A 16,569-nucleotide genomic window follows, 5' to 3' on the forward strand; every position below is an offset into this window, starting at 1 on the left:
CCGGACACACTGTGGCCAGTTTAATCAAGCGACAAGAGGCCGAACATGAATCGCAGCGTCATTCTTACCTGCGCCGTTACCGGTGCGGGCGATACCACGGGCAAAAATCCCAATGTGCCAATCACGCCAAAACAGATTGCCGTCAACTGTATTGAGGCGGCGCGTGCTGGTGCCAGTGTCGCTCATATTCACGTGCGTGATCCTGAAACGGGCGGTATTAGCCACAACATTGATCACTTCCGTGAGGTGATGGAACGTGTTCGCGAATCAGACGTCGATATTGTCATGAACATCACCGGCGGTGGTGGCGGGGATTGGGTGCCGGATGCCCAAGACCCAAGCCGTGGTGGCCCGGGCACCGATATGCAAACCCCAGCCGAGCGCCATGCGCCAGTGGGCGAGCTCTTGCCTGAGCTGTGTACCTTAGATTGCGGCAGCCTGAATTTTGGCGACATGGTGTACATTAACACCGCTGACTGGCTGCGTGAGCAAGCCCGTATGGTGCAGGCCGCGGGTGTGAAAGCAGAGCTGGAGTGCTTTGACTTAGGCCACGTTTGGTTTGCGCGTCAGCTACAAAAAGAAGGTTTGCTCGAGGGCGATCCGCTGTTTCAGCTGTGCTTAGGCATTCCATGGGGCGCGGAAGCGGACACCGAAACCATGCTGGCCATGCGCAATAAGTTGCCGGAAAACGCCAACTGGGCGGCGTTTGGAATTGGTCGTCACCAGATGCCGATGGTCGCGCAAGCCATGTTGCTGGGTGGCCATGCGCGCGTGGGCTTGGAAGATAACCTCTACCTGGAAAAAGGGGTAATGGCGACCAACGGCGGCTTGGTGGAAAAGGCGAGCACCATCATTGAAAACCTCGGTGGTCGTATTATGACGCCTGCCCAAACGCGCGCCGCGCTGAAACTGGTTGACCCTAAAACCGGTAAGCCGGTTGAAGGAGGTGACCAATGAGCAAGCAGTTAGCGGTCATCGGCACTGGCGTGATTGGTAATGGTTGGATTGCGCGCGCTTTGGCGCAAGGCTGGGACGTGGTTGCCTATGACCCTGACCCACAAGCGCCTACTGGCACCCGTGCCTTCGTGGCCAATGCCTGGCCATCGTTAGAAAAGCTAGGGCTGGCTGAAGACGCAGATCCTGCTCGGTTAACCTTTGTTGATAGCCTTGAGCAGGCGGTGAAAGAGGCCGATCTGGTTCAAGAGAACGTGCCGGAGCGCATTGATATTAAGCGTGAGACCTTGGCGGCAATTGATGCGGCCGCGGCGCCAAGCGCGATTATTGGTTCATCGACGTCTGGGTTTAAGCCTACCGAGCTGCAGAGTGATTGTGATCATCTTCCTGGACGCGTCATCGTCGCGCATCCTTTTAACCCGGTGTATTTGTTGCCGCTAGTCGAACTGGTCGGCGGCGAGGCCACCCAACCGGATCATATCGATCGCGCTCATGCACTCTACCAAGAATTGGCAATGCGTCCCTTGGTGGTTAAGCGTGAAATCGAGGGGCATATTGCTGACCGCTTAATGGAAGCGCTGTGGCGTGAAGCTTTGCACCTGGTTAACGATGGGGTAGCGACCACCGAGGAGATTGATGCGGCAGTGGTTTATGGCTGCGGCCTGCGCTGGTCACTGATGGGCACCTTCTTAACCTTCCATCTGGCCGGTGGCGAGCAGGGCATGCGCCATATGCTAGAGCAGTTCGGCCCGGCGCTAAAACTGCCGTGGACCAAGCTGGAAGCGCCTGAGCTGACCGATGATCTGATTGATAAAGTGGTCGAAGGCTGTGAACACCAAGCCGCGGGTCGTCCGGTCTCTGAGCTAGACCGTCGTCGTGATGCCTTCTTGGTCGAGCTTTTGGACTTGGTACAAAAATACTGGCCCGAGGCTGAAGGTTTGGAAGGGCGCATCTAATGGCACTGTTAACGATAGACGTCGCCCCCGAATGGGTCGATTATAACGGGCACATGAACGACGCCGAGTACGCGCGTGTGTTCTCGCTGGGTGTCGATGCACTAATGGCGACCATTGGCTTGGATGACGCAGGCCGCACCCAGCATGGCTATACCATTTATACCCTAGAAACCCATTTGTGTTACCGACGTGAGGCGCATCAAGGCCAGACCTTGGTGGTCGACGTGACCGTGTTAGCGCGGGATCAAAAGCGCCTGCACGTGTTTATGCAAATGTGTGATACCCAAGGTGAGGTGCTGGCCACCAGCGAGCAGATGCTGATGGGCATCGATACGCAAACCGGTCGCCCAGCGCCTTTTCCGGATGTTGTCGCCAGCCTGATTGAGGGGCTGCCTGCCGCATCCGACCATGATTGGCCCCAGCTTGCGGGGCGTCGCATCGGTCTGCCCAGTAGGCCGTGAGCGCGTCGTCACCGAGATGGTGAGCCATCATGAGGTCCCGCCCAGCAGTCGGCTGGGCGGATAACGGGATCGCCGGCCCGACTTCCGGCTCAAGGAGGAATCATTATCGCTACTTCAACACCCCCACACTCACCCCAACGCGGTGACAGCCAGCAGGCTGCTACCTCGACCGATTATATGGTCACCGAGCTTGCGCAAGGTGGCTTCTTTCAAGGCATGCATCGCGGCATGACCATTTGTTCAGCCGTGCTGGTACTGGCGTTTGTATTGTTCACCGGCTTTCAATCCGAGACGGCCAGTGTCCTGTTTGGTACCACGCGCACCTGGATTGAAAGTACCTTTAGTGGCTACTACCTGGTCACCGTGATGCTGTTATTGACCGTGTGCGGTTTTATCGTTTTCAGCAAGTACGGTAACGTGCGGCTCGGCCCTGACGACAGTCGCCCGGAGTTTAGTAACTTCTCTTGGTTCTCGATGCTGTTCTCTGCCGGCATCGGTATCGGCATCCTGTTTTTTGGGGTGGCCGAACCGATTTTTTACCTCGATAACACCGGCGGATTTGGTTATCCCAACAACCCCCACGCTGATATGGCGGGCGCGGCTACCATTGGCTATGAGCGCGCCATCGATGCGCTGCGGGTCACCGTGTTCCACTGGGGGCTGCATGGCTGGGCCATCTATGTGATTGTCGGTATGTCGCTGGCGTATTTTGCCTACCGTAAGCAACTGCCTTTGGCCCTGCGCTCGGCGCTTTATCCTTTTATCGGCGATCGTATTTTCGGCGTCTGGGGCCATCTGTTTGACATCCTCGGGGTGCTCGGTTGCGTGTTTGGTGTGGCGACGTCGCTCGGGCTTGGCGTGAGTCAAATGGCCGTGGGGCTGGAGCGCTTGATGGGTATCGCCTCTGGCTTATCGACCCAACTGGTGTTGATTGCGGTGATTTCGTTTATCTCGATTGTGTCGGCGGTCTCTGGCGTGCGCCGCGGGATCCGTATCATTTCGCAGATGAATATTTGGGTGTCGGTGTTTGTGGTTGGTGTCTTTTTAATTGGCGGCCCCACACTGTGGTTGTTCGGCGCGTTTGGTGAAACCTTACTCGACTATGCGATTAACTTTATCCCCATGGGGCTGTGGTTTGCCGATGAGCCGGGTACGGTAGATTGGCAGCAGGCTTGGACGATTTTCTATTGGGGCTGGTGGCTTGCCTGGGCACCCTTTGTTGGGTTGTTTATTGCGCGTATTTCCAAAGGGCGTACCCTGCGTGAGTTCGTGCTGGGCGTGTTGTTTGTGCCCACCTTGCTGATCTTTGTCTGGTTGGTGATTTTTGGCGGCAATGCGATTTATCAGGAGCTTTATGCCAGCGGCGGCGTGGGCAGTGCCGGCATTATTGACTTGGTCAATGCTTGGGAGTTACCAGCGGCTCTGTTTGCGGCTGCCGATGGCATTGTTGGTACGGGAACGTTCGGCTGGATACTCTCGGCCTTGATGGTGTTCTTGCTGATGAGCTGGTTTGTGACCTCGTCGGACTCGGGCACCCTGGTGCTGACGACGATTTTGTCACTGGGTGACGAAGAGCCGCCGCGGCGTTTCCGTATTATTTGGGGCGTGGTGATTGGCTTGGTGGCGGCGACGCTGCTGATGGCCGGTGGCCTTAAAGCGCTACAGACGGCGTTGATCGCCGCTGCCTTGCCACTGAGCGTGGTGATCCTGGTGATGACCGCCGGGGTACTGATCTCGCTGTTTGGTGAATCGCGCCGTTCGCTGGTGGCGGCGAAAAAATAGCGAGTCGTTAAAAAATAGCGATTCGCAAAAAAATAGCGGCTTGAAGCGTCGCCCTGTGACGCTTTGAACGCAATATCCGCTCACTCCGTTGCCGATTAAGGTAGTGGGGTGAGCGCTTTTCTTTCCTTACCTCTACGGCGCTTGACGTATCTGACGCGGTGATGCGCCGTAATGGCTGCGAAACGCGCGGGAAAAGCTCGAGCTTGAATTAAAGCCACACGCCAACCCCACGGACAACACATCGAGATCGGTTTCTTTAAGCAAGTAACGGGCTCGCTCTAGCCTTAATCCCAAATACCAGCTTCGCGGGGACTGGTTTAGCTCGCTGTCGAAAAGCCGTTGCAGATGACGAAGGGAAATACCGCTGCGCTGAGCCACCTCGGCCAAAGACAGGGGGGATTCTATATGGCGTTCCATCACATCCACCGCTTCGACCAGACGTCGTCGATGGGTGCCGAGGCGGCGGGCGAGTGTCATTCGCTGCTGATCGCGCCGAGTACGAATGCGCTCGTGCACCAGCTGCTCAGAGACGTCGATGGCCAATTGGGTGCCGTGGCGACGTGCAATCACATCCAATGCCATGTCCATCGCTGCTGCGCCCCCCGCGCATGAGAAGCGTCGCGATCCCAGTTCAAATAGCTCATCTGAGGTTTTCACCTCCGGGAAGCGCTCTTGAAACGAGGGTAGGCTTTCCCAATGCAAGGTGACACGTTCCCCTTTAAGCAAGTCGGCAGCGGCCAGCAAAAAGCAGCCGGTATCGAGCCCGCCGAGCGCGCACCCCGCCGCATCAAGACGGTGCAGCCAGCGCATTAAGGGGCGGCTTAGATAGGCTTCTGGGTCAAAACCGCTACACACGGCCAGCGAGGGCAGGTCATGCACCGCATCGATGGCTTTGTCGGCCAGCAGTGACATGCCGTTAGACGCCTTCACCGGTTTGCCATCTTCACTGATCATTTGCCAATCAAATAGCGCTTCGCCACTGATTTGGTTGGCAATACGCAGCGGTTCGACGGCAGAGAAAAAGGCCATCATCGAGAAGCGGGGCAGTAAAAGAAAGCCGATGCATTCTGGCATCGGGCCGGTGTATTCAAGACGCATGACCGCAAACGAACAAAGAATGGTAGAAATAATGATGAGGGGCAGCCACTAGCCGGGTCAAGATAAGGTGAGCATTTTATTGATAAAAGTACCAACTCGTTTGGCTGCCAAACGCGTCACGGAGAGGTGTGCAAAAATTAACTAGACTATATCGATATCACCAGAATATACTCCGATTCCTCTTTCTACATAAGGCATATTTTGTGGATCCAACACGCGTCGATTGTCACTCCCCTTCACTGGTACGTTGTCACCAACAAAGGATGCAGTCATGATTGAACCTATGATTACCCTCCTGCTCGGTCTTTTCTTTATTTTGTTAATTATTGCCGCCAATGGTTACTTTGTGGCGCAAGAGTTTGCCTATATGGCGGTTGATCGCGCAAAGCTTGCGACCCTAGCCGCGACGGGCGATGCATCGGCAAAACGGGCGCTGGCGGTGACAAAACGGACGAGCTTTATGCTGTCTGGCGCGCAGCTTGGTATCACGGTCACCGGCTTGGTGTTGGGCTTTGTTGCCGAGCCGTTGGTCGGCGAGTCGATGGGCGTTTTATTGCAACAACTAGGCTTGTCGCTGGAATCGGGGATCGCGATTGGCACCATGGCGACGCTCGCGGTGGCGATGATTGTGCAAATGATTTTGGGTGAGCTTTACCCTAAAAACTTAGCCATTGCCAATGCTGAACCCATGGCGCGTATGATGTCGCGTTCGACACTGATTTATATGTCGGTGTTTGGTTGGATCATCAGTTTCTTTGATAAATCCGCCAACCTGGTGCTACGGGTGGTGGGGATTCAACCGGTGCATGATCTTGATATGAGTGCCTCAGAAGACGACTTACACCATATTATCGCCGACTCGCGAGAGAGCGGGGATTTGCCGGTGGAGTTGTCACTGATGATGGATAGGATCCTGGATTTTCCTGCGCGCGATGTTGAGCATGCGATGGTGCCGCGTTCGCAAGTTGATTGGGTGTCGCCAGAAACCAAGCTGTCCGAATTGTTGGCGCTGATGGCGCAAGCCCATACTCGTTATCCTGTGCTTGATGATAATGATGCGCCTGTGGGCGTGGTTCACCTGTCAGACGTCCTCGCGAAAACAGAGGCGGATTCAAATGATACCGTGGCGTCAGTGATGCGTCCTGCCAGTGTTCTCCCCACATTAATGCCGTTGCCAAATGCGCTAGATCAGTTGGTGCGCACGACCAATCAACTGGCGTGTGTGATTGATGAATATGGCGGCTTTGCTGGCGTATTAACGATTGAAGATTTGGCCATGGAGATCGTGGGGGAAATTACCGACGAGCATGATAGTGATCATGCCGAGGCGGTTGTCCCTGAAAGCGACAATATTTGGTTAATGGATGGTGATGTGCACATCGACGAAGTGGAGCGTGTGATTGGTTATGATCTGCCGCGGGGTGATGTCGAAACCATAGCTGGCGTATTGATTGCGGCGTGTGGCGCATTGCCAGCCGTAGGGGATACGGTGACCATTGCGCTGCCGATTGACCCATCCGAACTGGCGGAGAGTCAACCAATAATGCGCCATCTTGAAGTGGATATATTAAGCATTGAACGACATATCCCCACGTCGGTGCGGGTTACGCTCATCGAGCAGCCCATTGCGGAGGATAACCAATGACCGATCCTTTGATGGTTAGTGTTGTCACGCTGGCTTTGATTGTATTGAGTGGCTTTTTTGTCATTATCGAGTTTGCCTTGATGGGCGCGCGTCGACATCGTCTGGAAGAAATGGCGGTAGAGAGTGGGTCGGCGCGGGCAGCGTTGCGTGGCATGAATGATTTGACCTTGATGCTGGCAGGGGCGCAATTAGGGATCACTTTTTGTACCTTTGCTCTTGGGGCGGTCACCAAGCCAGCGGTGGATGTCTGGGTAGGGCCCGTCTTTCTCGCGGTTGGCTTACCCGCTTGGGCAGCTGATGCGGCGGCCTTCGGGTTTGCGCTATTTGTGGTGACATTTTTGCACCTCGTCGTGGGTGAGATGGCACCGAAGTCTTGGTCGATTGCTCATCCAGAAAAGTCAGCCTTGGCAATCGGTGTTGTCTCGCGCGCTTATGTGTGGCCGTTACGTCCGTTACTTCGCTGGATCAATCGTATTGCCAATCGCTTGGTGAAAGCCTCAGGGGTTGAGCCGGTAGAAAGCGCCGCGGTCGGGGGACAAGATATTCAGACCATTCGTCAATTGGTTGAGCATTCTGGGCAAGTGGGAACCTTGCAACCAGCGATTCAACGGCAATTGTCGGGGTTGATCGATCTGAGTTCGATTGCAATCGAAACCTTGGTCACCCAGGGGCAGGTGATGGCACATGTTGATAAACATGCAACGGTCGCAGAGGTGCGTGCTGTCGCCGTGGCGTCAGGGCATCTGCGTGTTTTAATGACTGGCAACGAGGGGCTAAAGCCGTTGGTGGTGCACGTGCGGGATACGCTACTCGAACCGGCAGACCGACTCGCACGCGATGTCGCTCGCAATGCGTATGTGTTAGATGCCAACACGCCCATCTACGAAGCGCTAGCGCGCATGCGTGAAGCCAGCGTTCAGCTTGCGGTGGTCAGTAAAGAGGGGGAAATGATTGGCGTGGTGACGCTGGCGGATATTTTAAAACGCGTGCTTCCGGTTACGGCAGCAAGTTAACCCGCTATTTGCCAAGGTTAAAAAACGCCACAGTCACTTCACCAGTCACTGTGGCATTTTGTTTAGCTATCGATACTCGTTAGCGTCGCTGCGTTCGTCTGAGCGAACATATTGTGACGCTAGCTTACCAGCCTTTTACCACGGCGCCGTCAAAGATTTCCATCGCGGCGTTGTAAACCGCATCAGTTTGGTAGGCTTTAACAAAGGTTTTGACGTTTTCTGCGTCGACGTTGTCTTTGCGCGCCACAATCAGGTTCACATAAGGCGATTCTTTGTCTTCAACAAAGATACCGTCTTTGCTTGGCGTTAGGCCCACGCCTGCTGCAAAGGTGTTGTTGATGATAGCCAAGTCCACATCTTCCAATGAGCGAGGCAGTTGTGGGGTTTCTAGCTCGATGATTTCTACGTTTTTCGGGTTCTCAACGATATCCAGTTTAGTCGCGTTAATACCTGCGCCTTCTTTGAGCTTGATGATCCCTTGCTGCTCAAGCAATACCAGTGAACGGCCTAGGTTCGATGGGTTGTTAGGCACCGCAATTTTACCGCCTTCTGGTAGATCTTCGACGCTATCTAGCTTGTAAGAATAAGCCGCAATCGGATACACAAAGGTGTTGCCAGCAATCGCAAATTCATAACCACGGTCTTTGATTTGTGCGTCCAAGTAAGGTTTGTGTTGGAAAGCATTCACGTCGACCGAGCCATCATCCAGTGCCGCGTTCGGTGACACGTAATCGGTAAAGGTCACCAGCTCTACCTCAAGACCGAGCTTTTTCGCTTCTTCCACCGCGTGTTCAGCCACTTGTGCTTCTTCGCCGGCCATCACGCCCACGGTGATGCTGTTGGTATCGGTTGCGGCTTGTTCTTTCTCGCCGCAGCCAGTCAGCACCAAGGTTGAGGCAAGGCCAAGGGTGGCAAGTAGTGTTTTGATCGTGGTTTTCATTGTCTGTCTCCCTGTTTGGAACATATTCGTCATTATTGTGTTTGATTTAGCGGTGATCGGCGCGTCGCACCAAGTAATCACCAAAAGATTGAATCGCTTGCACTAAGACTACCAGCATTACAACGGTGATCAGCATCACTGTGGTGTCAAAGCGCTGATAGCCATAGCGGATGCCCACATCCCCAAGGCCGCCGCCGCCGACCGCACCGGCCATGGCCGAGTAGCTCACCAAGGTAACCAGGGTAATGGTCGCGCCATTGATGATGCCGGGGAGCGCTTCCGGTATGAGCACTTTATAAATAATCTGGAACGGGTTCGCGCCCATCGCTTTGGCCGCTTCCTCTAGCCCAGCCGGTAACTCGAGTAACGCCCCTTCAACCAAGCGGGCAATAAATGGAATCGCGCCGACGGTAAGTGGCACAATCGCCGCCGCGGTACCAATCGAGGTGCCAACCACCATGCGGGTAAACGGAATAATTGCCACCAGCAAGATAATAAAGGGGATAGAGCGACCAATGTTCACTATTGCACCGAGCACCTGGTTAACTTGCGGCTGGCCCAGCAAACCACCGGGTTTGGTCACATGCAGTAACACGCCCAATGGGATGCCAATCACAAACCCCATGATCCCGGAGGCAAACACCATGTACAGCGTTTGGCCAGTGGCTTCGAGGAGCAAGTTGATAAGGGCGCTGTTTTCATTGACCCAGTGAGTGAGTTGATCAATCAACATAGCCGAGTACCTCCGTGTTGACATGGTGCTTGTTGAGGTAAGTGATGGCGTTTTCAACCGCCTCTTTTGGACCCATGATTTCCGCAAGGAGTAGGCCGAATTTCACGCCGCCGGCGTAGTCGATATCTGAGCTTAAAATGCTGATGTCGATATCAAACAGGCGCGAGATCTGGCTGATTAATGGGTCATCGACCGTCGCGCCGGTAAACTCGAGGCGCACCAAGGGGTAACTGCCTTCGAAGTATTCTTGTTGTAAGCGCTGGGCAAAATCATGCGGCACTGACAAGTCGAGGGTTGAACGAATAAATTGTTTGGCCAAGTCGGATTTGGGATGCGCAAAGATCTCGCCCACCGGGCCGGACTCGACGAGCTCGCCATCGCCAATAATAGCGACGTCGTCACATATACGTTTGACCACATCCATTTCGTGGGTGATCAGCAAAATGGTGAGATTGAGCTTTTGGTTGATGGTTTGCAGCAGCGACAGAATGGATTGCGTAGTGGCTGGATCCAGTGCGCTGGTGGCTTCATCACAAAGCAGAACGTTGGGGCTTGGCGCCAATGCACGGGCAATGGCGACACGTTGTTTTTGTCCGCCACTGAGGCTGGCAGGATACACATCACGCTTATCGGCCAAGCCGACCAGATCGAGCAGTTCGCTCACGCGTGTTTCAATCTCATCGCGGCTCGAGCCACTTAGCTCAAGCGGCAGGGCGATATTGTCGAACACGGTGCGTGACGAGAGCAGATTAAAGTGTTGGAAAATCATCCCGATTTTACGGCGCGCTTGGGTCAACTGGCGGCTGGGTAGCGCAGTGAGGTTAGTGCCACCCACTTTGACTGAGCCGCTGGTTGGGCGCTCAAGCAGGTTAACCATCCGGATCAGCGTGCTTTTGCCCGCGCCAGAGGCGCCAATCACACCAAACACTTTTCCTTTCGGAATAAATAAATTGATGTCTTTAAGGGCATGAATTCGGCGCTCCCCGAGTTCGAATACCTTGTTGAGTTGTTTTATCTCAATCATCACATGTCCTTAGCGATAAATCTTATGACATCTCGCAGCTGTCCAGCGCCTTGCACCTTGGCTGTCGGGTCTCTCTGGTTATTGATGCTATGGGTTCGTTAAAAACAAGTCAATGGATATTTTTACTTCTAGACGTCCAAATGGCAATAAGTCTAACCGTCCGGTTATAAAGTGAGCGAAGGGCTTGATCTCTGCAGGCAAAGCGCGTTAACTGACAGCTTCCGTACCTAACTGTTAAGACTGTTGTTTTTATGTCTCCGCTTTTAATTGATACCACCATGCTGACGCTGTTCATCCCTACCTTTTTTTTCGTGTCGGTCACGCCCGGCATGTGCATGACATTATCGATGACCCTTGGCATGACAATTGGCGTTAAGCGTAGCTTACATATGATGTGGGGCGAGCTTATCGGCGTGGGGCTGGTAGCGATCGCCTCTGTCATTGGTGTGGCGACGGTGATGCTGAACTATCCCGCCGTGTTTCAGGTGTTTAAATATGTCGGTGGTGTGTACTTGGCGTATTTAGGCGTACAAATGTGGCGCTCTCGCGGCAAGATGGCGATCCCAAATGATGATGACGATACCGCCAATGAAGCCTCGGCATTGTCGTTGGCCGCGCAAGGCTTTGTGACCGCCATTGCCAACCCGAAAGGTTGGGCGTTTATGATCTCGCTGTTGCCACCGTTTATTAACCCTGCGATGTCACTCCCCAGCCAGTTGAGCGTGCTGGTGTTGATCATCCTTTGCACGGAATTTAGTTGTTTAATGCTGTATGCCAGCGGTGGGCGTACCTTGCGTCAGTTTTTGCAGCAAAAGGGCAATGTGCAAATGCTGAACCGAATCGCCGGCACCCTGATGATCGGCGTCGGATTTTGGTTGGCGTTGGGGTGAATTAACTTTTAATAATTCTGCAAATAATTAGAATAACCACTTAAATTCATAGGCTTGGTCGATTATTGTGCAATTTGGTGGGGCTGAGACGCAGCTTGTTTATGATTTTCTCGATTTGTCCGAGGAAGAACAGGAAGTATGGTTAAGTCGGTTGAAAGTCACGTCTCCCTCTCAATACGCACAACTCTTGCCATTCTATCATTGCGATACACAGCCATTGCTGAGCCAAATTTGGTCAGATGGGGCTCAATCTTTCATCGCATCACAGCTGTTTGAACCGAATACTACGTTGGATAAATATCGTCTCGGTGAGGAGATTGGCCGCGGTGGAATGGGGGTTGTGTATCGCGCTTATCGCGATGATAGTACGTTTGAACAAGAACTTGCCATAAAGTGTATCCACCCCTCTTTGTACCCTATTATCGGTAGAAATTCTCTGTTCAAAGAAGCACAGATGTTGGCGCGTTTAAGTCACCCCTGTATCGCAAAGGTGTTTGATGGCGGGATCAGTGACGGGTGTGTTTATATTGTCATGGAGTATGTGGATGGATGCACGCTTGGAAAGCAGATAGCAACGCAGCCAACGTCGCACAAGGCACGACTATCCTTGTTTGTGTCGATTTGCTCAGCGATTGAGCATGCGCATCGCCACCAAATGATTCATGGTGATATTAAGCCGGATAATATCCTGATTGATAGAGACGGACAGGCCAAAATTATCGACTTTAACCTCACACAAAAACTTGAATGCTATCCAAGCCCTGATAGTGATGATGGTGTGTTGGCCTACAGTGAGAGTTATGCAAGCCCTGAACAAAAACGTGGCGAATACCTTACCCAACAAACAGACGTATACGCATTAGGCAAATTGTTAGCATTTCTACTGACTGCGGACGGTAAAAAGCCCAATCAAGAGTTGGCATTGGTAATTACTAAAGCGACAGAAGAAGAGGCAGATAATCGCTACGTGACTGTCAACCAGCTTCGTAATGACGTTATTCATGTGATGAATAAAAAGCCGATTTCTGTTAAGCAAGATAATTGGCTCTATCGATTACGCTGTTTAGTACGACGACGGCCTATCCCTCTATTTTTATCGATCGTGTTGGTCGTGTCTGCGTTTGTGTTTAGCCTAGTGTTAGTGAAAAAAAATCAGCAGCTTTATTCTGAAAAACAGGCATCTGAAGAGCTGGTTATGCATCTGACACAGTTGATGTTTCATGGTAAAGAAACGTACGACCACCCGATTAGTTTTGAGGTGATGTTAGATCTTTCTCGTCGTCAAATTCTTGCAAATCCCCATGTCTCTGATGATGTTAAACAAAAATTAATTGTCGCTATGATGGTCCCTCATCCGAGTACTTCAAAAAATGAAAAATAAAATTACACTGTTTTTACTATCCTACATGAGTGTGATACTGCCAGCGCAAAGTGAACCGCAATTAAGTGGCTACTTTATTGATGCTCCTGTTACAGGTTTATATTACGAAACATCCTCGGGGCATCAAGGCTTTACAGATAAAGGTCGATTTGAATATGACGAGGGTGACGCTGTTAAATTTTATTTAGGTCAAGATAACCGCGGAGCTTTAATTAGTGCAATTTCAGGTCAAGAAATTGTGACTCCTAATAATATTTCCACTCAGCCAAGTAGAAGTATTAATCTTACTCGCTTACTGATGTCACTGGATAGTACACCAAATAACCGTAATAACATCACGATTGATGACAGTGTGAGGAACAATACTGGGCTAATAAACACACTAAACAATCTTGACTTAAGCTACTTAGATAGTCATTTGGATGAGTTTCAACTTGCATTTGTATCCATCGAAGAAGCTGCTCGTCACCTTAAAAAAAGCCACGAGTATATTAAGGATAAATTTGCTTCAGAGCATAAAATTCTTGATGGGAAAGATACAGTGTTCATCTATGAAACCGTCAAGAAAAGAGACTATAAAGGAAATATCTGCGCCATCAATCTTGACCAACTAAGGAATCCTTATTACCACGCGCCGATAGGGAAAACGGTTTTTGAGATAACAGATGACACGATCATTGAATATCCTTCAATAGGCGATAGGTTCAAAGGGTGCCAGCTTGATCCTAGTAACGACCAGAAGGTAGCAGTCAGCCCACTCAGTGAATTTGGTGGTGGACGAGGCCTAGTAAGTTGTGCTAGCCAGGGCTGTCGACAATATCAATTAAATGGCTTTTACATTGACGATCGACAAGATGGTAGCGATTGGAAATATCGTTCTATTGCCATAAATTATGATGAGAAAACGCATCTTTTAATGGAGAAATCTCAGGGGCTAGGCAAAAAAAAACATATTGAACACAACAATGTTGCTGAAGGTGTGACTTTTATTTATCCGAAGCGTAAAGAGAGTTTTATTGATTACTCCGGAGTATGGATAAAGAAAACATTTAATGGCAGCAAAACTTCATCTCAGTGCGTATTGATGAAAGGTGATCGTCTCCTAGAAGGGCCTAAAGAAACAGATCATTGTCCGATCACAGAATCAAGCTATCAGTTAATGGATAAGTTTTTGTATCGAGATGCCTGGTGGCTAAATGAAACGGGCAAGACTGCTTTGTCTGCACTCAATGTTACTGTGAGTTGGTTTGATATAGATAAGGGCGATCAATACACCAGTTGGGAGTACTTGCCAGTTAATGAAAGTTGGTTAGGCGGGACTATCTATCAATACAATCAAATAAAAATATTAGATAAGCATGGTTTGCCCAGTTTAAAAACTATTAAGACAAGTATGTATACAAAATATGATGAATAAAAACGCTGACTTCACACAGCTTCTTTTACAATGGAAGCAAGGTAATCGACAATCTGAATCAGAACTTTACCATCTGGCTTATGCTAGGTTAAAGCAACTGGCGGCACTTGAAAGCAAAAGAAGTAGTGATAACTTTGGTGCTGACAACACGATTATTAGTGATGCTATTCACAGTGATACTATGCTTGTTAATGAAGCTTATATCAAAATGACGCAAGTGGATTTAACAGATGTGAATAATCGAAAGTCATTCTATCTCATGGCTGCAAAAATTATCCGTCAGGTATTGATTGAACAAGCAAGAAAATTACATGCTAGTAAGAGAAAATCGACCAGAATTTTCGTAGATAAAAATCAGTTGAGTGGATTAGATAGAATGCTAGTTTTTGATATGGAGCTCGAGAAGTTTGGGCATCGCTATCCTAGGCAAGCTGATGTTTTAAAAATGAAGTATCTGGTTGGAATGAAAGTGGATGAAATTAGCCAGACGTTGAGTTGTAGCAAAAGCTTGATCGAAAAGGATCTTAAATTCTCGAAAGGATGGTTTGCATCGAGGATGCGTGCTCAATGAAGCGGAAGCTATTTGTTATAACGTGTATTTTATGTGTGTCCTTCTTTATCTTAAGACCAGAAAGTGAAGGTGCCGAGGAAGAAGCAACAAAGACTCAATCTGAGACAGTTGAAACGCTAAAAGGAAAAAATAAAGCGTCACTCCCTTTTTTCTCACCAGCTCCTTTATTAGTGACTGAGCAGGATATACAAGTAGAAGAAACATTAGAAGAAACAATTTCCCAAGCTTCTATCGCTCCAGTCAAAAAGCCAAAAATATCTCCCGATGACAGTGTTGAGGATGAAGTGGCATTGATGACGGCACAAGCGTCGTCACGAGAAGCGGTTGGTTATCAGAAGCCTAGTAACAGCAAACCAACCATCGATCCTCATGTTTTTTCTCAAATATCTGCGGAGGTTGCAACGTGGCGCTTGGAACAAGACGTTGCCATGTATCATCGGGTTTCGTTCCAAAATTTATTTATTGATGCTGAAGATGATTTCTTAAGTTATCAAGTCGGCATTGAGGGAGCAAAAACACAGTCTATTTCTGTCCGGTTATCATCAAGCCAGGTTGTAGTGAGCGGCTCGCCGAATGATCATCTGGAGCGCTTAACTTTAGTAATCAGGGCGCGAGATAATCACCATGGCAGCGGTGAAGAGAGTTGGGCCGTTGCTCGTTTTCCTTTGCCGGGGATTGAGGACAAACCTGATAAGGCAGAGGTGCTTGTTGACCAACCCTTGTATCGTTTAACAACTACACGGATTCGCGATGAAAATGGTGTCGCTTATGATATCTTGCAATGCGAGATTTTCTTACTTCGTGATGATGCGGTTTGGTATGCCATCGGCCGAGATCGTTTAAAATGTCCAGATATGTCAAATATCGCGCAGCGGGGAGCTTACAGAGTTGAAGGTGATGCTGTTTTAATCCAGTTATCGCGTGAAGCTGGCGAGATCACTTGGTTACTGCGCTTTGATTATGATGCTTATTATGGGCCAAGTGCACATCACTACTTGGTTACGCAACGACGTGGTGGGCAATACCAAACCGATACGCTTTTTGATAACAAACGGGCGGCAGAAGCACGGTTGAATATGCATACCGGACGGCATATCTATGAAGGCCGTTATTTTGACCACTTGTTAATGGATCCTGAGGGTAACTATTACTTGGTGGGCATGATGAATTACATCTACAACGTCCGTATTGATGATCCAAGTTATTATCAGCCTGCAGACTCCGATCTAAATATTACCCATCCTATTCATAGTATGACGTGCGCTGACATTGAACGCTGGTATGGCTACTCAGTGTTGATTGGTCCATCACAATACAACACGCTCATCAGCACGAGTGGTGATCCCATGGGAAATTATCCTCCTCAGTGTGGTACGTACCAGCAAACGCCGACGAGAGTGGCGCTCTACCTAGACTTTTCTTTTGATCCGAGTGATATACCGATTCATGGGCGTATCTACTCTTACTTGTTACACCCTAAGCCTGAATATAAAGATCGCTTAGAAACGTTTAAGATCAATCTTCTCTATGCTGAACCACAGGAGTAGTATGATATATAGACAGATTTTATCTATTTTGGCCTGATTTTTATTCGAAAAGTGGCTTTGAGATAAAAAAGACTAAAAAAAATTACGGTTTTTGTATAGCTTTACGTCCCTTGTGCTAGCAAGGTGTTAGCAACAAAATGAACGAAAATGCGCAGAT

The 16,569-nt window shown here is 50.2% G+C and carries 15 protein-coding genes; 11 read left to right on the forward strand and 4 right to left on the reverse strand.

Annotation, left to right across the window (positions count from 1 at the left end):
- The first annotated feature begins 45 nt into the window (after positions 1–45).
- From EHW56_RS06330 to EHW56_RS06345, 4 genes are all read left to right on the forward strand, one after another.
- The gene (locus tag EHW56_RS06330) at positions 46–957 is read left to right on the forward strand and encodes a 3-keto-5-aminohexanoate cleavage protein (protein ID WP_152799368.1); all 912 of its coding nucleotides are present in this window, start codon (positions 46–48) and stop codon (positions 955–957) included.
- Positions 954–1,910 carry an L-carnitine dehydrogenase gene (locus tag EHW56_RS06335; RefSeq protein WP_152799365.1) on the forward strand — a complete coding sequence of 319 codons (957 nt, stop codon included), beginning with the start codon at positions 954–956 and terminating at the stop codon, positions 1,908–1,910. Before EHW56_RS06330 ends, EHW56_RS06335 begins: the two co-directional genes overlap by 4 nt.
- The gene (locus EHW56_RS06340) at positions 1,910–2,371 is read left to right on the forward strand and encodes a thioesterase family protein (RefSeq protein ID WP_152799363.1); all 462 of its coding nucleotides are present in this window, start codon (positions 1,910–1,912) and stop codon (positions 2,369–2,371) included. The genes EHW56_RS06335 and EHW56_RS06340 overlap by 1 nt, the downstream gene beginning before the upstream one ends.
- 177 nt (positions 2,372–2,548) lie before the next feature.
- Positions 2,549–4,153, forward strand: a complete 1,605-nt coding sequence (locus EHW56_RS06345; protein ID WP_077578569.1) for a BCCT family transporter — start codon at positions 2,549–2,551, stop codon at positions 4,151–4,153.
- A 132-nt stretch (positions 4,154–4,285) separates the two neighbouring features.
- Here the strand turns inward: EHW56_RS06345 and EHW56_RS06350 are convergent, their stop codons facing one another.
- Positions 4,286–5,251 carry a GlxA family transcriptional regulator gene (locus EHW56_RS06350; RefSeq protein WP_152799360.1) on the reverse strand — a complete coding sequence of 322 codons (966 nt, stop codon included), beginning with the start codon at positions 5,249–5,251 and terminating at the stop codon, positions 4,286–4,288.
- 271 nt (positions 5,252–5,522) lie between these two features.
- Between EHW56_RS06350 and EHW56_RS06355 the strand changes: the two genes are divergently transcribed.
- A complete protein-coding gene (locus EHW56_RS06355) occupies positions 5,523–6,896 on the forward strand; it encodes a hemolysin family protein (protein WP_152799357.1) in 1,374 nt (457 codons plus the stop codon).
- Positions 6,893–7,909 carry a CNNM domain-containing protein gene (locus tag EHW56_RS06360; protein WP_152799354.1) on the forward strand — a complete coding sequence of 339 codons (1,017 nt, stop codon included), beginning with the start codon at positions 6,893–6,895 and terminating at the stop codon, positions 7,907–7,909. Before EHW56_RS06355 ends, EHW56_RS06360 begins: the two co-directional genes overlap by 4 nt.
- Before the next feature lie 124 nt (positions 7,910–8,033).
- On the opposite strand, the gene metQ is transcribed toward EHW56_RS06360, so the two are convergent.
- Genes metQ through metN form a run of 3 tightly spaced genes read right to left on the reverse strand, consistent with a single transcriptional unit; the run spans position 8,034 to position 10,606 of the window.
- Positions 8,034–8,849 carry a methionine ABC transporter substrate-binding lipoprotein MetQ gene (metQ, locus tag EHW56_RS06365; protein ID WP_077605865.1) on the reverse strand — a complete coding sequence of 272 codons (816 nt, stop codon included), beginning with the start codon at positions 8,847–8,849 and terminating at the stop codon, positions 8,034–8,036.
- A 46-nt stretch (positions 8,850–8,895) separates the two neighbouring features.
- Entirely contained in the window at positions 8,896–9,582 is a 687-nt protein-coding gene (locus EHW56_RS06370; protein WP_077578564.1) for a methionine ABC transporter permease, read from the reverse strand.
- Positions 9,572–10,606, reverse strand: a complete 1,035-nt coding sequence (gene metN / locus EHW56_RS06375) for a methionine ABC transporter ATP-binding protein MetN (RefSeq protein ID WP_152799351.1) — start codon at positions 10,604–10,606, stop codon at positions 9,572–9,574. Before metN ends, EHW56_RS06370 begins: the two co-directional genes overlap by 11 nt.
- A 266-nt stretch (positions 10,607–10,872) precedes the next feature.
- On the opposite strand from metN, the gene EHW56_RS06380 reads away from it, so the two are divergent.
- The 5 genes from EHW56_RS06380 to EHW56_RS06400 all read left to right on the forward strand — a co-directional run bounded on the left by EHW56_RS06380 (position 10,873) and on the right by EHW56_RS06400 (position 16,412).
- Positions 10,873–11,496: a LysE family translocator gene (locus EHW56_RS06380; RefSeq protein WP_370517142.1), complete on the forward strand. Its 624-nt coding sequence runs from the start codon at positions 10,873–10,875 to the stop codon at positions 11,494–11,496.
- A 67-nt stretch (positions 11,497–11,563) separates the two neighbouring features.
- Positions 11,564–12,877, forward strand: coding sequence for a serine/threonine-protein kinase (locus tag EHW56_RS06385; protein WP_077479667.1), 1,314 nt, complete (start codon positions 11,564–11,566; stop codon positions 12,875–12,877).
- Positions 12,867–14,294 carry a chromosome partitioning protein ParA gene (locus EHW56_RS06390; RefSeq protein WP_152799348.1) on the forward strand — a complete coding sequence of 476 codons (1,428 nt, stop codon included), beginning with the start codon at positions 12,867–12,869 and terminating at the stop codon, positions 14,292–14,294. Before EHW56_RS06385 ends, EHW56_RS06390 begins: the two co-directional genes overlap by 11 nt.
- Entirely contained in the window at positions 14,284–14,865 is a 582-nt protein-coding gene (locus EHW56_RS06395) for an ECF-type sigma factor (protein WP_152794677.1), read from the forward strand. Before EHW56_RS06390 ends, EHW56_RS06395 begins: the two co-directional genes overlap by 11 nt.
- Positions 14,862–16,412, forward strand: a complete 1,551-nt coding sequence (locus tag EHW56_RS06400) for a hypothetical protein (protein ID WP_152794680.1) — start codon at positions 14,862–14,864, stop codon at positions 16,410–16,412. Before EHW56_RS06395 ends, EHW56_RS06400 begins: the two co-directional genes overlap by 4 nt.
- Positions 16,413–16,569 lie beyond the last annotated feature (157 nt).

It is taken from the genome of Salinivibrio sp. VGrn1 (assembly GCF_009377995.1).
GTDB classification, from domain to species: Bacteria; Pseudomonadota; Gammaproteobacteria; order Enterobacterales; family Vibrionaceae; genus Salinivibrio; species Salinivibrio siamensis.

Excerpts from the sequence above, each read along its gene's own strand:
- metN (WP_152799351.1), bottom strand. The coding sequence starts at position 10,606 with ATGATTGAGATAAAACAACTCAACAAGGTATTCGAACTCGGGGAGCGC.
- EHW56_RS06345 (WP_077578569.1), top strand. The coding sequence starts at position 2,549 with ATGGTCACCGAGCTTGCGCAAGGTGGCTTCTTTCAAGGCATGCATCGC.
- EHW56_RS06390 (WP_152799348.1), top strand. The coding sequence starts at position 12,867 with ATGAAAAATAAAATTACACTGTTTTTACTATCCTACATGAGTGTGATA.
- EHW56_RS06350 (WP_152799360.1), bottom strand. The coding sequence starts at position 5,251 with ATGCGTCTTGAATACACCGGCCCGATGCCAGAATGCATCGGCTTTCTT.
- EHW56_RS06400 (WP_152794680.1), top strand. The coding sequence starts at position 14,862 with ATGAAGCGGAAGCTATTTGTTATAACGTGTATTTTATGTGTGTCCTTC.
- EHW56_RS06395 (WP_152794677.1), top strand. The coding sequence starts at position 14,284 with ATGATGAATAAAAACGCTGACTTCACACAGCTTCTTTTACAATGGAAG.
- EHW56_RS06355 (WP_152799357.1), top strand. The coding sequence starts at position 5,523 with ATGATTGAACCTATGATTACCCTCCTGCTCGGTCTTTTCTTTATTTTG.
- EHW56_RS06340 (WP_152799363.1), top strand. The coding sequence starts at position 1,910 with ATGGCACTGTTAACGATAGACGTCGCCCCCGAATGGGTCGATTATAAC.
- EHW56_RS06330 (WP_152799368.1), top strand. The coding sequence starts at position 46 with ATGAATCGCAGCGTCATTCTTACCTGCGCCGTTACCGGTGCGGGCGAT.
- EHW56_RS06360 (WP_152799354.1), top strand. The coding sequence starts at position 6,893 with ATGACCGATCCTTTGATGGTTAGTGTTGTCACGCTGGCTTTGATTGTA.
- EHW56_RS06370 (WP_077578564.1), bottom strand. The coding sequence starts at position 9,582 with ATGTTGATTGATCAACTCACTCACTGGGTCAATGAAAACAGCGCCCTT.
- metQ (WP_077605865.1), bottom strand. The coding sequence starts at position 8,849 with ATGAAAACCACGATCAAAACACTACTTGCCACCCTTGGCCTTGCCTCA.
- EHW56_RS06335 (WP_152799365.1), top strand. The coding sequence starts at position 954 with ATGAGCAAGCAGTTAGCGGTCATCGGCACTGGCGTGATTGGTAATGGT.